Origin of the sequence: Bacteroides helcogenes P 36-108, from assembly GCF_000186225.1 — a bacterium.
GTDB classification, from domain to species: Bacteria; Bacteroidota; Bacteroidia; order Bacteroidales; family Bacteroidaceae; genus Bacteroides; species Bacteroides helcogenes.
On the sequence record NC_014933.1, the window covers coordinates 1,015,498 to 1,029,954 of the forward strand.

11 protein-coding genes are annotated in these 14,457 nt (G+C 47.8%); 4 read left to right on the forward strand and 7 right to left on the reverse strand.

The genetic code is table 11. The annotated features are described in order from the left end of the window. Nucleotides 1-277 precede the first annotated feature (277 nt). The gene (locus tag BACHE_RS03880) at nucleotides 278-1,081 is read left to right on the forward strand and encodes a gluconate 5-dehydrogenase (protein ID WP_013546403.1); all 804 of its coding nucleotides are present in this window, start codon (nucleotides 278-280) and stop codon (nucleotides 1,079-1,081) included. Further along, nucleotides 1,078-2,250: a DUF4861 domain-containing protein gene (locus tag BACHE_RS03885; protein WP_013546404.1), complete on the forward strand. Its 1,173-nt coding sequence runs from the start codon at nucleotides 1,078-1,080 to the stop codon at nucleotides 2,248-2,250. The genes BACHE_RS03880 and BACHE_RS03885 overlap by 4 nt, the downstream gene beginning before the upstream one ends. A 140-nt stretch (nucleotides 2,251-2,390) precedes the next feature. Here the strand turns inward: BACHE_RS03885 and BACHE_RS03890 are convergent, their stop codons facing one another. From BACHE_RS03890 to BACHE_RS17915, 4 genes are all read right to left on the reverse strand, one after another. Beyond that, a complete protein-coding gene (locus BACHE_RS03890; protein WP_013546405.1) occupies nucleotides 2,391-3,047 on the reverse strand; it encodes a polysaccharide deacetylase family protein in 657 nt (218 codons plus the stop codon). A 117-nt stretch (nucleotides 3,048-3,164) separates the two neighbouring features. Next, on the reverse strand, nucleotides 3,165-6,536 hold the full coding sequence (locus BACHE_RS03895; protein ID WP_013546406.1) for a DUF2723 domain-containing protein: 3,372 nt from the start codon (nucleotides 6,534-6,536) through the stop codon (nucleotides 3,165-3,167). Between the two features lie 661 nt (nucleotides 6,537-7,197). Continuing rightward, a complete protein-coding gene (locus tag BACHE_RS03905) occupies nucleotides 7,198-7,686 on the reverse strand; it encodes a hypothetical protein (RefSeq protein WP_049778907.1) in 489 nt (162 codons plus the stop codon). 11 nt (nucleotides 7,687-7,697) lie between these two features. After that, on the reverse strand, nucleotides 7,698-7,886 hold the full coding sequence (locus tag BACHE_RS17915) for a 6-bladed beta-propeller (protein WP_049778908.1): 189 nt from the start codon (nucleotides 7,884-7,886) through the stop codon (nucleotides 7,698-7,700). 114 nt (nucleotides 7,887-8,000) lie between these two features. Between BACHE_RS17915 and BACHE_RS03910 the strand changes: the two genes are divergently transcribed. Next, nucleotides 8,001-9,602, forward strand: a complete 1,602-nt coding sequence (locus BACHE_RS03910; protein WP_041579631.1) for an alpha-galactosidase D — start codon at nucleotides 8,001-8,003, stop codon at nucleotides 9,600-9,602. Between the two features lie 14 nt (nucleotides 9,603-9,616). Then, a complete protein-coding gene (locus BACHE_RS03915) occupies nucleotides 9,617-11,281 on the forward strand; it encodes a DUF4091 domain-containing protein (protein WP_013546410.1) in 1,665 nt (554 codons plus the stop codon). A gap of 175 nt (nucleotides 11,282-11,456) precedes the next feature. Here the strand turns inward: BACHE_RS03915 and BACHE_RS03920 are convergent, their stop codons facing one another. From BACHE_RS03920 to BACHE_RS03930, 3 genes are all read right to left on the reverse strand, one after another. Beyond that, nucleotides 11,457-12,257 (reverse strand): metal ABC transporter ATP-binding protein, encoded by an 801-nt coding sequence (locus BACHE_RS03920; RefSeq protein WP_013546411.1) that lies wholly within the window; start codon nucleotides 12,255-12,257, stop codon nucleotides 11,457-11,459. 117 nt (nucleotides 12,258-12,374) lie between these two features. After that, nucleotides 12,375-13,355 (reverse strand): hypothetical protein, encoded by a 981-nt coding sequence (locus BACHE_RS03925; RefSeq protein ID WP_013546412.1) that lies wholly within the window; start codon nucleotides 13,353-13,355, stop codon nucleotides 12,375-12,377. Nucleotides 13,356-13,499: 144 nt separating this feature from the next. Continuing rightward, entirely contained in the window at nucleotides 13,500-14,414 is a 915-nt protein-coding gene (locus BACHE_RS03930; RefSeq protein ID WP_013546413.1) for a metal ABC transporter solute-binding protein, Zn/Mn family, read from the reverse strand. Nucleotides 14,415-14,457 lie beyond the last annotated feature (43 nt).

Sequence of the window (14,457 nt, forward strand, 5' to 3'; positions counted from 1 at the left end):
CTTGTTTTGAACAATAATGTTATATAATTGACACGAATTTGCACGGTTACTCCGTTTTCTTTTGCTACATTTGCATCGTGTGCGCAAACGGTGCGCTTTTAATACTTGAATTCGTAATTAATAAGATGCATTGTTATCATGAAGACGAACTATAATTTTGCTATCCTCCCTATTCCGAAGATGTAAGAAGTTATGGTAGAAGAAGGTTTCCCAACCGTATTTTTATAATGGTATAAACGTAAATACAATAATTTTTCTAATTAAAATAAGTAATATTATGAATCCGTATTTGAATTTTTCTTTGGAAGGTAAAGTGGCCCTTGTTACAGGCGCTTCTTATGGCATTGGTTTCGCAATCGCTTCTGCTTTTGCAGAGCAAGGCGCTACTGTTTGTTTTAACGACATCAATCAGGAACTGGTTGATAAAGGTCTGAAGTCTTATGCTGAAAAGGGAATTAAAGCACACGGTTACGTATGTGACGTAACAGACGAACCTGCTGTTCAGGCTTTAGTAGCTACCATTGAAAAAGAAGTGGGGTCTATTGATATCCTTGTAAACAATGCCGGAATCATCCGCCGTGTTCCTATGCATGAAATGGAGGCTGCCGATTTCCGCCGCGTCATTGATATTGACCTTAATGCTCCGTTCATTGTATCCAAGGCTGTTCTGCCCGCAATGATGAAGAAAGGACATGGCAAAATCATCAACATCTGCTCTATGATGTCCGAGTTGGGACGTGAAACTGTATCGGCTTATGCTGCTGCCAAGGGAGGTTTGAAGATGCTGACCCGCAACATCTGCTCTGAATATGGTGAATACAACATTCAGTGTAATGGCATCGGTCCGGGGTATATTGCCACTCCGCAGACCGCACCGTTGCGCGAAAAACAAGCCGATGGCAGCCGTCATCCGTTTGATTCGTTTATCTGCGCCAAGACACCGGCCGGCCGTTGGCTGGATCCGCAGGAACTTACGGGGCCGGCAGTATTCTTGGCTTCTGAGGCTTCTAATGCGGTGAACGGACATATTCTTTATGTAGATGGTGGTATCTTGGCTTATATAGGAAAGCAACCTAAATGAAAAAGCTTCTTTTATTATGTATGACGGTTCTGTTTTGCTTTGCCTGTGGCGAAAGCAAAACAGTGACCGTAACGGTGACCAATCCGTTGGGTATGGAACGCTCTGGTGAAATGTTGGAGTTATCCATGGCTGAGATATCCAACCGTCTGAATCTGGCTGACACAGCACAGGTTATAGTGCTGGATGGTGAGGGCAGGCAAGTTCCCTATCAGATTACTTATGATGAGAAACTGATTTTTCCGGCTGCCGTGGGTGCTAATGCTGTTGCCGTTTATACCATTCAGCCCGGCATTCCCGGAGAGGTTGAGGTGAAGTCTTGTGGTAAGAGTTATCCTGAGCGTATGGATGACATGGCTTGGGAAAATGACCTGGTCGCGTTCCGTGCTTACGGGCCTGCATTGCAGGCAAGGGGAGAACGTGGGTTTGGTTATGACTTGTTTACGAAATATAACACCACAGAACCAGTTTTGGAATCAATGTATGCAAAAGAGCTGGACAAGGATGCGCATGTTTCCTATCATATAGACCATGGTTACGGTATGGACTGCTATGCCGTAGGACCTACTTTGGGTGCTGGTGTGGCTGCTTTGATGGTGAACGATACGATTGTTTATCCCTGGTGCTATAAGACTCAGGAAATTTTGGATAACGGTCCGCTACGTTTCACCGTGAAACTGGTATTCAATCCGTTGAGCGTAAAAGGTGACACTACAGTAGTAGAAACACGCATCATTACATTGGACGTAGGTTCTCATTTGAATAAGACCGCCGTTTCTTTCACTAACCTGAAAGAGACTTTTCCGGTTGTTACCGGTATCGTCTTGCACGAGCCCGATGGTGCTGTGGTGGCTGATGCCGCCAATGGCTACATGACTTATGTGGATCCTACTACCGGACCGGATAACGGCAAGATTTTTATGGGTGCTGCCTTTCCGGTTGCGGTAAAAGAGATCAAGACCGTTCTCTTTTCGGAAACAGAAAAGAAACAACGCAACAATGCAGACGGACATGTATTGGCTGTAAGCGATTATGAACCGGGTTCCGACTACATATATTACTGGGGATTTGCCTGGAGTAAGGCAGATATCAAGACCGCTGATGGCTGGAATCGTTATATGGCAGATTTTGCCAGGAAGGTACGCAGTCCGTTGACGGTGACTGTCAAGTAAAATGAGTTGTTTATTATATATAAGCAGAACGACTTTAGGCCTACTTATTATGTGGCTGAAGCCGTTCTGCTTTTTTTATTTCTATCAAGGAGGCTCTCTTTTCTCATCCGTCTTTCGGAAATGGATTGGGAGATAAGATTTTACAGCAGTTTGAACTCGTAGCCTTCTTCCTTCAGAAAGTCAATAGCGCGTGGTAGAGCATATTGCAGGTTTCCGTTGCACCATGATTTCAAAGAGTCGTGGAAAGTGATGATAGAACCGTTGCGTGCATATCTCATGACATTGGCAAGTACTTGCGGTCCGCGCAGTTTCTTGCTGTAATCACGGGTAACCAAGTCCCACATCACTATCTTATAATGGCTTTTCAGTTTCAGGTATTGTCCGGCAAACATATGTCCGTGGGGCGGGCGAAACAATAGCGGGTATAAAACCTTTTCCACATTACAGTTAATGTCTCCGCCCATTTCCATAAAGATACGCGCTTGTTCCGTATTTTCTAAGTAGCTTTTAGCAGTATATTCAAATCCCCGGATGTGGTTGAATGTATGGTTGCCGATGCGGTGTCCCCGTTCTACCACCAGCCTGAACTCTTCAGGGTGCTTTCGTATATTGTCTCCTACCATGAAGAAGGTGGCTTTGATGCAGTGTTTGTCCAGTAAGTCGAGTACCCAGGGAGTTACTTCGGGAATGGGACCGTCGTCAAAAGTCAGATAAACGGCTTTTTCATCGGGGTTCATCCTCCAGATTGCACCGGGATACAGTTTGCGAAAAAACTTGGGAGGTTGTTCTATAAGCATATTGTTAGAAAACCTCCGGAGAGTGTGTCGAAAAGCAAAGGCTCTCTGTCATTCGGAGTTTTGACACACTCTCCGGGAGGGGATGTTTTTATTAAACAATCGGTAGCTCTCCGGCGGCTACTGTTTCATTCGGTCAACGTACATGTTGTACAGTTCCTCTACTTTAGGTTCATAAATCCCGGCAAGTTTGGATTTGTACTTCTTCATTACCTTTACTTCTGCGTCGAGCACAGCCCAATGCCACTCGAACTCACGGGTTGAGATGGCAAAGCGTCCGTTGTCCAAGCTCAGGTAATAAGTGGTGTATTCCACAGCCTTGTCGGCAAGAACTCTCATTATTCCGTCCGCTTTGGCTGTTTCGCCCAATTGGTAATAAGCTTCTGCCATCTGGGCTGATCCGTTTTGCCAATCGTAAGGTACATTGAAAGCAGGAATCATCTTTTCTGCATAGTCCAAGGCGGCTTTGGCCTTGTCTCTCTTGCCTTCACGCATCAACTGCTGTATAAGTTGCGAGAAGATGCGGCGGTGTGAGTGGCACATGCGCATGGCATTCTCATCAATGTAGATGCCCGGTTTGTCAATACCGCCATACTTGAACTTGTTCATCAAATTGTCGTACATCTTTTCCGAGTCTATGGTCACACCCGTCTTGTTGGTGTCGAACGGAGTGAAACGGTAGGCAAGACCTTCCTGTATGAAGTGGTTGTCCATGCCGAGCTGGTTATCCTGTCCCACGCTGACTGCGATGTAGATAGGACGTTCCCAATTGGCTTCACTCAGCATTTCGAGCATCATCAGCTCGCTTTTGTAGAGGGCACGTTTGGGTGCGTAGTCACCCCGGTTGGTTTTGGTACGGAGCTTGATACTCATATATTCGGGGATGCTGTCTCCCGGAATCATCATACCGCTGCGGCGCACGGCTTCCTTGTCCACTTTGATGACAATACTGTCGGTAGGGATAACCTTCAAATCCTGGTTTTTGTTGCGTACCCAGTATTTCAAGATATTTTTGAGCTCGTACGGGTTGTCACCGAATTCTTTTTTCACGTTGACCAGAGCTTCCGGATTTCCGTTCAAAGCCTGTTTTTCGGCTTCCGCATAAAGGGCGTCGATACTTTTCTTGTAATCCGGACGGATGGGGATGTATTCATTGGTTCCTTCCACGTATTCCATGCGCTCCCAGGTGATGGGTAGTGACGGGCTGTCATAGGCGGGACGCTTCATCTGATCAATGTACCAGTCGGTCTGCAGGTACGAGAGGTTGCAGGTGCGTGCATCGGTTCGGCAGCCTTCCGTTTCCTGATTGTACCATAAGGGGAAAGTGTCATTGTCACCGTTGGTATATATAATCGGGTTTCCGCTTTCCTGCAAGGACATCAGGTAGTTCTGTCCGAAGTCGCGCGTCATGTAGCGTCCGCTACGGTCGTGGTCGTCCCAGGTCTGACTTGCCATTTGGATGGGAACCAGAAGGCAGGCTGCCGAAACTGCGACTGCTGCCGGAAGTTCTTTCAGCTTGGCGTAGTGACGGAGCAGGCGCACGATGCCTGCCACGCCCATGCCTATCCAGATGGCAAAGGCGTAGAATGAGCCTGCGTATGCGTAGTCGCGCTCGCGGGGCTGGCTCGGAGTCTGGTTCAGGTAGAGCACGATGGCGATGCCGGTCATGAAGAACAGGAAGAACACCACCCAGAATTGCTGTATGCCCTTTGGCCCACGGTAGGCCTGCCACAGCAAGCCAATGATGCCGAGCAACAACGGCAGGCAGTAGAATACGTTGTGTCCTTTGTTTGCTTTCAGTTCCTGAGGCAGCAGGCTTTGGTTGCCAAGCAACAGGTTGTCGATGAACGAGATGCCTGTAATCCAGTTGCCGTGTTCTATTTCCCCGCTTCCCTGCAAGTCATTCTGTCGTCCGGCAAAGTTCCACATGAAGTAGCGCCAGTACATCCAGTTGAGTTGGTAAGAGAAGAAGAATTTGATGTTTTCCCACTGTGTAGGCATGTTTACCATCACCATTTCACCGCATTTGTCATAGGGTACATCATATCCCTTGATGTCTTGCCAAGCGTGGTATTCACCGGTGTGTGCGCTACTGTACATGCGTGGGAAGAGCATGTTCTGCGCATATTCGTATTCGATGCGTCCGGGAATCTCAACATAGCTGTCCTTTTCGTCGGGAGTCGCTTTTTCCTTGCGGATGAACTTGGTTCCGTTGTAGGAGATGCGCGGTTCGCAGTAACCGTCTTTTACGTCAAGGGCTACCTGTGAGGTGAAAGCGGGTCCGTAGAACAAGGGGCGTGTGCCGTATTGTTCACGTCCTAAGTATTCACCCAGAGTGAAGATGTCCTCCGGTGAATTCTGGTCCATCGGTGTATTGGCGGTGGAACGTATCACGATCAGTGCGTATGAGGAATATCCGATGACAATCATCATGGTACAGAGCAGCGACGTGTTCAGCGCGCGTGCCGATATGCGGAACTTCTCGTTTATCCGTGCCTGCATTTTGGGGCTGAGATAGAACCACAGCAAGGCTATGACGATAATGCCGATGGCAACCGCACTCTTGCCGTGCCCGTAGAATGGGATTCCCAGCATGGCTATGGTCAGTATGAACGAAAGCGCCATACGTGTCTTGCTATTTTCCGTGTAGCTTTCGTATATACCCCAGATGAGGCATGCAGCTAACAGTATGATATAGACGATAACACCGCTGTTGAAGGACATCCCCAATGAGTTGACAAAGAGCAGTTCAAACCATCCGCCCACTTTCACAATGCCCGGTACGATGCCGTAAAGTACGGCGGCCACCAGCACCATTGATGCGAGCAGAGCCAGAAGTGAACCTTTGGCTGTGGCATGGGGTACGCGTTTGTAATAATATACCAGTACGATGGCGGGCAGGCAGAGTAAGTTCAACAAATGCACGCCGATGGAAAGTCCTGTCAGGTAGGCGATGAGAATCAGCCAACGGTCGCTGTGTGGTTCGTCGGCCACGTCCTCCCACTTCAGTATCAGCCAGAATACGATGGCGGTGAACAGGGAAGAAAAAGCGTAAACTTCACCTTCCACGGCACTGAACCAGAATGTATCGCTGAATGTATAGGCAAGTGCTCCCACCAGACCGCTACCCATGATGGTGATCAGTTGTCCGCGGGTTATGTTGTTTTCGTCTGTCACTACCAGTTTACGCACCAAGTGGGTGATGCTCCAGAATAGAAACAAGATGCAGGCGCCACTCATCAGTGCGCTCATATAGTTCACCATTTTGGCTACGGTGGTGGCATCAGAGGCAAATTGTGAGAAAAGGTTGGCCACTAACATGAAAAACGGTGCGCCGGGCGGGTGTCCTACTTCCAGCTTATAGCCGGTAGTGATGAACTCCGGGCAGTCCCAAAAACTTGCAGTCGGCTCGATGGTCATGCAGTAAACCGTTGCCGCAATGAGGAAAGTAATCCAACCCACGAGGTTGTTTACGGTTCTGTACTGTTTCATTCGGATGAAATTCGTTATTTGTTATATTTTCAATCGTGGGCGCAAATATAATGAATTCAATCCTAAATGAATGACAATAAGGCTGATTATTAGGATAGGTTAAGGGAATGTGTATTCTGTAAATGTTGCATTAATCCTGATTGTCCTGTCAAAAAGAACGGTATTTGTTTGTTTTTGTATCATGTGCTGTACATTGAAAAACCGGTTCTGGAATATATTATGAATAATTGTCCTATGTATATGCGATATTTGTTGCATATATAGCCTCTTTTTTATTGTTTTATGCAGAAATAAGTGTGGTATTTACGGGAAACACCTTGCTTTTTTTACTAAAACCTTCCCGGATTTTTACTAAAAGTCCGGGAAAGTTTTAGTAAAAGATTCTTTGAATATTCCTTTTTCCTTGTTTCAAGGTCCCAGAAAGTTCCATTTTGATTTATTAGCGGAGTATGTATTCTTGCATATATCTCATAAACTGCATCTTATGCGTTTTTGCTCTCGTATTTCTTTCCGTGAGAGCAATGGGCTGGAAATACGGGATTCTCGTGCAGCAGAAAATGCAAAGTGTCAAAATGACAAAGCTGAGATGAATGATTTCGTGCATTCGGATTTATTTTTTGAAGGGAAAAGCGCGGACGATTGGCAGTTTCGATAGAACCTGTTACTTCTTGCGTTTCATCAACATGATCACCGGATTGGACTCCTCGTTCAGTACGGCGGCTTTATATACAGCGTCTTCCTGCTTGTCGTACATCAGATCTACGGTTGGAAATCCTCTTCCTTTTTCAAAATTAAATACTTTCCCTATGGTCTGCATAAAATAATAGCGCTCAGTGACAACTCCCATGGTAAGGAGTCTTTCCGGATCGACAGAGGGCTTTTTCACGAGAAACGGGCATAGCTTGTTTTCTCCGGGTGTATAGCTGTACACTGTGTCGGAAGAAGTTTCTACAAGCAACCATTTTTCTTGGTATGGAATTATCGGGCGTACTGTAGCTACGGCAATCGCTTCTCCTTTCTGTACGAACGGTGCTTTTACCACATCGTAAGGAATATGAATCTCTTGGGAGATGCTTCCGTCTTGTTTCGATATGATGGCATGATGAGCTTTACCGTCATAGCTTTCTCCTTCCTTGTAATATATGGACATGTCATAACGGATCAGATTGTCTTTGTCATAACTTTGTTATCTTCATCTAAAACAATTCCGTTGATAAAAGCATATTCTTCGGAGCCTTGCCCTTTCCTGTTTATCTTTTTTAATCCTTTGCCGTTTTTCCTATTGCCATAATTTGATTTACGTATTTGCGAGTGAAGTAATATATGGCGTAAAGATAAGTGATTTTCCATATTTGGCAGATTTTTCCGGGTCAAGATTCTATGAACATGTATAAAAAAAGGCTAATTTTGCTCACGTTCTTTATTATACCTCAATAATTCAGTGATCAAGAGATGAAGAAACCCATGAAAAACATACTTTTATATACATTATTCTCCGGTCTGTTTTCTGTCGTATCTGCCGGAAACATTACTCCCGTGGAGCCTCCCGTGATGGGGTGGAGCTCGTGGAACACTTATAGGGTGAACATCAGTGATACATTGATTGTCAGGCAAGCCGAAGCTATGGTTAGGAAAGGTTTGAAAGATGCAGGTTATACTTACGTCAATGTTGACGACGGCTTTTTCGGCCGGCGTGACAGGAAAGGAACCATGCACGCTCACCCCGACCGCTTTCCGGATGGACTGAAAGGGGTGGTGGACCGCATCCATTCTTTAGGTCTGAAAGCCGGCATTTATTCGGATGCCGGAAGCAATACATGCGGCTCCATCTGGGACAATGACGCAAATGGCATAGGCGCCGGATTGTACGGGCATGAGCATCAGGATGCCGATCTTTATTTCAATGAATGGGGATTTGACTTTATCAAAATAGACTATTGTGGAGCCGGGCAGGAATTGGATCTGGAAGAAGAAAAGCGGTATTCGGAAGTTTGCCGTGCCATTGAAAAAGTTGCAGGAAGCCATGTTTCCGTCAATATCTGTCGTTGGGCGTTTCCGGGTACATGGGCCGCGAAGATAGCCCGTTCCTGGCGTATCAGTCCGGACATCCGCCCGGAATGGAATTCTGTGAAATACATCATCGGCAAAAACCTGTACCTTTCTGCCTATGCCGGCGGCGGGCATTATAATGATATGGATATGCTGGAGATAGGCAGGGGGCTGAAGCCGGAAGAAGAAGAGGTTCATTTCGGGATGTGGTGCATGATGAGTTCTCCGTTGCTGATAGGATGTGATCTGACTACGATTCCGGAAGCTTCGCTGCGCCTGCTGAAGAATAAGGAGCTTATAGCTTTGAACCAAGATCCGCTTGGGTTGCAAGCCTGCGTTGTGCAGCATGACAATGCAGGCTATGTATTAGCCAAAGATATTGAACAGATGCGTGGAAAGGTACGGGCAGTGGCGTTGTACAATCCGTCGGACAGTGCCTGCCGCTTTTCCGTGCCAATGGAGACGCTCGAACTGAAAGGGAAAGTGAAGGTTCGTGATTTGGTGAGGCAGAAGTCGCTTCCTGTGGTGCGGGATGTGCTGGAACATCTGCTGCCGCCTCATAGCGTGTTGATATTGCGTATGGAAGCCGAAGAACGCATAGAGCCATCCTTGTATGAGGCTGAATGGGCTTATCTGCCGTGTTTCAACGATTTGGGAAAGTCCTCGAAAGCGGTTTTATACGCTCCGATGGGGGAAGCCTCCGGTGGTATGAAGGTTTCTTTTGTGGGAGGAAGCGATGAAAATTATGCCGAATGGAACAATGTGTACAGCAAGCAGGGCGGCATCTACGAAATGACGGTATGCTATGTGCCGGCAAACAACCGTAAACTGGAGATCAAAGTCAATGGTGAAAAGGCTCTCTTGCCTGAAGAACTGCCCGGAACGAAAGGAGAGAAGATGGCTTCTGTCACGGTAAGGGTGCGGCTGAAGGCGGGAAATAATACAGTCCGTATGGGCAGTCCTTACTGCTGGACGCCAGATATTGATTGTTTCAGATTGAAACCACTTATTAATTAAATACATGATATCCTATGAGAAATTATTCTTCTTTTTTTGTATTCCTTTTCCTGTCTTTCTGTATGGAAGCCGTGGCAGGAGAGCCGCCCTTACGGGTGTCTTGGGCAACCACCGATTATCTGGCGGACAGGTCGGAGTATCCATTTACAGTCGATTGCCCCGGCCGGCAGCAGTTTGTGGCCTGGCGCGGAGAGCGATTGCATGCCAAGGCTCTGATTTGGTCGTCCGACAGGGAAGGTGAAGTCAGTTTCACCATCGAACAACCGGAGAATGCCCGTTGGGTGGATGAAAGCACTACCGGCTTCATGCGGTATGTGATGACCGACGAATTGAATAAAGATGGAAAAGGGGGATGCGGCTATCGTCCGGACAAGACGCAGTTTGACTCCTCTCTGGTTGCCGACCGTATAGAGCCGATACGCTCCATGCGTTACGAAGCCAAGACTGTTCAGCCTGTTTGGATAACATTTGATGTTCCGCATGATGCGGCTCCCGGTCTTTATAAGGGAAGTGTCACTGTGAAATATGGAGATACGGTATGTCGCATTCTTCCTTATTCTATTCGCGTGATTGACCGTACATTGCCCCTGCCGGGCGAACAGAAGTTCCATCTTGACCTATGGCAGAATCCTTTTGCCGTGGCACGTATGGCCGGTGTGCCGCTTTGGAGCAAGGAGCATTTCGAGGCAATGCGGCCTTTGATGGAGCGTTTGGCCAAAGCCGGTCAGCGCGGCATCACCGCTTCCATTACGCATAAGCCTTGGAACGGACAGACCTATGACTATTTTGAGAATATGATTACCGAGATCAAGCGTGCGGACGGCACGTGGATATACGATTATACGGTGTTTGACCGTTGGGTGGAATTCATGCGTTCCTGCGGTGTCCGTCCTTATATCTATTGCTATTCGGTGATTCCATGGAAGCTGACTTTCCGTTATTATGATCAGGCTACCAACCGGATGGTTGACCGCAAGATGGAGGTGTCCGATCAGGAGTTTGACGGGTATTGGGTAGCCAAGCTGAAGGCATTCGCTTCCCATCTGAAGGAGAAGGGATGGTTTGAACAGACCATAATAGCGATGGACGAACGTCCCAAAGAAAGTATGGAAGCCGCTTTGCGGGTGATTCGCAAAGCCGATCCGATGTATAAGATCTCCCTTGCGGGTAACTACCATGAAGAATGGAATGGCGAACTGTTTGATTACTGCATAGGCTACAATGACAAGTATCCGGACGGAGTGGTGGAAGGACGCAGGGAGAAGGGAAAGATTACTACCTTCTATACTTGCTGCACCGAAGTCTATCCGAATACGTTTACCTTTTCGCAGCCTGTCGAAGCATCTGCTTTGGGGCTGGTGGCAGCCGAACGTGGACTGGACGGATATTTGCGTTGGGCATACAACAGTTGGGTGGAATCTCCCGGCCAAGATAGCCGTTTCAGTGCTTGGGCAGCAGGTGACACGTATCTGGTTTATCCGAAGAATGAGTCTTCAGCCCGTTTTGAGAAACTGATTGAGGGCATACAGATGTTCGAGAAGATACAAGTATTGAAGGCGGACACCAAGCATGAGCGTGCTATCCGCAAGCTGCTGCAGCCGTTTGCTCATGAGCGTATAAACAGCACCTCGTTGCAGAAGGATATAAAGAATATCAGTCTGTATCTTAATTCAAAGTAACGGAGGAGGAGGAGTTTTCTTTCTCTTAATCTGAAACCCGGCATCCTTCATCGGTAATAAAAAGAGCCGTATCATTACTCAAAAAGTAGAGTTGATACGGCTCTTTTCATGTTTATCTGTTGCAGTCTGTAACTTTTCAAAGTGTTCGTTTTAGTTCCGCACACATTCCTTGCCATCAATGCTTGTCGTGGTGATGTTCCCCCAGTATTCTGTGAGGTATCGTTCCGTGTCCCAATAACTCTATCGGGCACTGGAAGTTCCGTTCCAGCCATTCTTCCGTCACTCCTGTATCGGGATGATAATCCAGCGTCTCATTGACGCAGGCGATGGACTTTACTTGTTGCAGCACCGTGCCGATGTCATGGCTGACAAGGATGATGGCGCAATCTTTGTTGATCTCTGCCAGCAGTTCGTACAATCGGGCTTCAAAGCGCTTGTCAATGTAGGTGCTGGGTTCGTCGAGAATGATGACTTCCGGATCGGAAATGATGGCGCGTCCCAAAAGGGCGCGTTGCAACTGCCCGCCACTCAAAGCGCCGATGGCGCGTTCTTCCATGCCTTCCAATCCCATGCGGGCAATGACGGTACGCGCCTTTTCGTGATGTGCGGAGGTAAAGCGGGAGGCAAGCGGCTTCTTGCTGCTCAATCCGGAAAGGATGGTTTCTTCGACCGTGATGGGGAATTTGCGGTCTATGCTATTGTATTGTGGCAGGTAACCCATTGTCAACTGTCGGTTGGCTGTTGGCGATGAGTCGTTATCAATGTCTGTTCTTCGGCGGGGATGGAAGATTATTTCACCTCCGGCTGGCTTCAGCAAGCCGAGAATACACTTTATCAGAGTAGTTTTTCCTCCGCCGTTGGGGCCGATGATGCCGAGGAAGTCATGCTCGTAAACCGTCAGGTTTACGTCATGCAGGACGGTGAGGTTATCATATCCGGCAGAGAGGTTCTTTATCTCGATGATGGAATGTTGCATGAGTAATTCGTCTAAAAAACAGTAACTCCATTCCGCGCAGATACAGCACCGGAATGGAGTTACAAATATAAGGGATAATCTTGCAATTATCTTAATCTTCCGTTGGAATTCTTCTTGTTAACCAAATATGCTTGCAAGATATGGGGTATTGAGCAGATAGTCCTGTGCAATGATGAACTGCAATGTCTCATCATAGCTTACGGTGTTTATTACCACGGCATCAACGGTTATGACATTTCCTTGGCGGCTCACTGTCGGAGCCACGCCGAGCAGCTCCATATAGTCGTCGGCATCTTCTTGCAGGGATTCTTGCAGCAGTGCGGCCCAGTCTTCGTTGGGCAGCGTCAGGGTGGTGGTGTAAGTTTTCAGGTTATTGCTTGAGTTGAAGGTGACGCTGACCTCGTACTTGGTGGCGTTCAGGCCATAGATGTTGTTGCAACTGTACTTGCCGGAAGCATTGCCTTTGCTGCCTTCGTAGGTTCCGAACAGGCATTTGTCGGGCATGGAGGTGGTGTCCATACTCCATACTTTCATGGCATACTGCACATCCGTGTTTGTTTTCCCTTTCAGTTGCTCTATTTTGATGAAGACTATTTTCCCTTTCTGAGAGCAGTCTATGCCGAGCAGCGAAGCGGACCGGGTCGGTGCGGGGATGCTTTTCAGCAGTGCACGGCTTATGCTGTGACCCACACGGGCGGCGGTGCGGCGGGCGGTAGTGCTGCCCATGGAGTATGTGTCGTCGTCACTTCCATCGGCCCAACTGCCGTCTTTCAAGGCATTGCAAATATAAGAGGCTGATGCTTCATCGTCGAACACAACGTTGTACACGGCTTCTTCGCAAATACCTTCTTTGAAGGAGAAGGCATAGTAAGCCTTGTAGTCCTCGTCGCTTGAGTTGGAAGCGAGATAGGTGCAGACTCCGTTTTCGGCCGTACCCTGCCATCCTGCTGCCGGTATGGTTTCCGATACAATTTCGGGCGTGTCTGTGCCTTCGTCGTCACTGCTGCAGGCTGACAGAGTGCAGAGGCTGAATGCTGCCATCCCAAAGAACGTTGCACTGAGCTTGATAGCTGCGGTGCATGAAAAGAACTGTTTCATATATACATTGTTTAAAGATTTAGGCAAAAGTAATGTATATATGTAGTGCGGACAAAAGGCAAAGATGGCTGAATCTGCTTGAAGATGCGGGATAGATGTTTATGTGATATAAAATGGCGTTTGAGGTTGTAGAAAAAGTTTTTGTCACTCCTTCCCGTTCAGGCTTCGTGCCGTTTTCAGCATCTCCGTTTTCCAGTCGTAAGAGAGGGGATTGATGTCCGTGATTTCTGTTCCGGTTTGCCGGGCGATGATTTCGGCGTTACGGCGGTCGAACTCCGGTTGCACGAAGATGACATGTACTTTTTCTTTTTCGCAGATATTTATCAGGTTTTTCAGGTGTGCGGGTGAGGGCTCTTTTCCGCCGGCCTCGATGGGAATCTGGTGCAAGCCGTAGTCGCGGGCAAAGTACGAGAGTGCCGGATGATAGATCATGAAGGCATGGTCGGCTCCGGAGGTGGAAAGTGTCTGCCGGATGAGGCTGTCTGTCTGCGCTATCTCCCGGCGGAGGGCGTTGTAGCGTTTCGTATAAGCGTCTTTATTGGCTTTGTCGATGGTGCAAAGGGCATTCAGTATATTTGTTGCAATGATTTGGGCATTGACGGCAGAGTTCCATACATGTGGTTCCACGCCTTGGGGATGGGCATGCCCGTCGGAGTTGGCTGTTTTTTCCATATTCGTTCCATGATGGTGATGGGTGCTGTCGTAGATGAGTTCGATGCCTTGGGAAGTGTCGAAGAATTGCAGATGCGGCGCGTTGTCTGCCAGGCGGCCGGCCCAGCTTTGCTCGAATCCGATGTAGCCGATGCGGAAATAAGCCTTGCTTCTGGACAGATCCATGAGTTGCTTGGGAGTGGGATCGTAGGTTTCGGGGCTGGTTCCTTTGGGAACCATGCTGACTACCTCGAAGCAGTCTCCTGCGATGGCTTCGGTAAAGTATCGCAAAGGCTCGATGGTGACGGTGATGACGGGCTTGGCATCATCCTTTCCGGCATGGTTGTTTCCTTGTTTGCAGGATATCAGCAGGATGGACGTAAGGAACAGTAGGTATATCTTTCTCATTGGTTGCTTTGTTTAAATTTTTATGATTAATGTCTTCCGCATT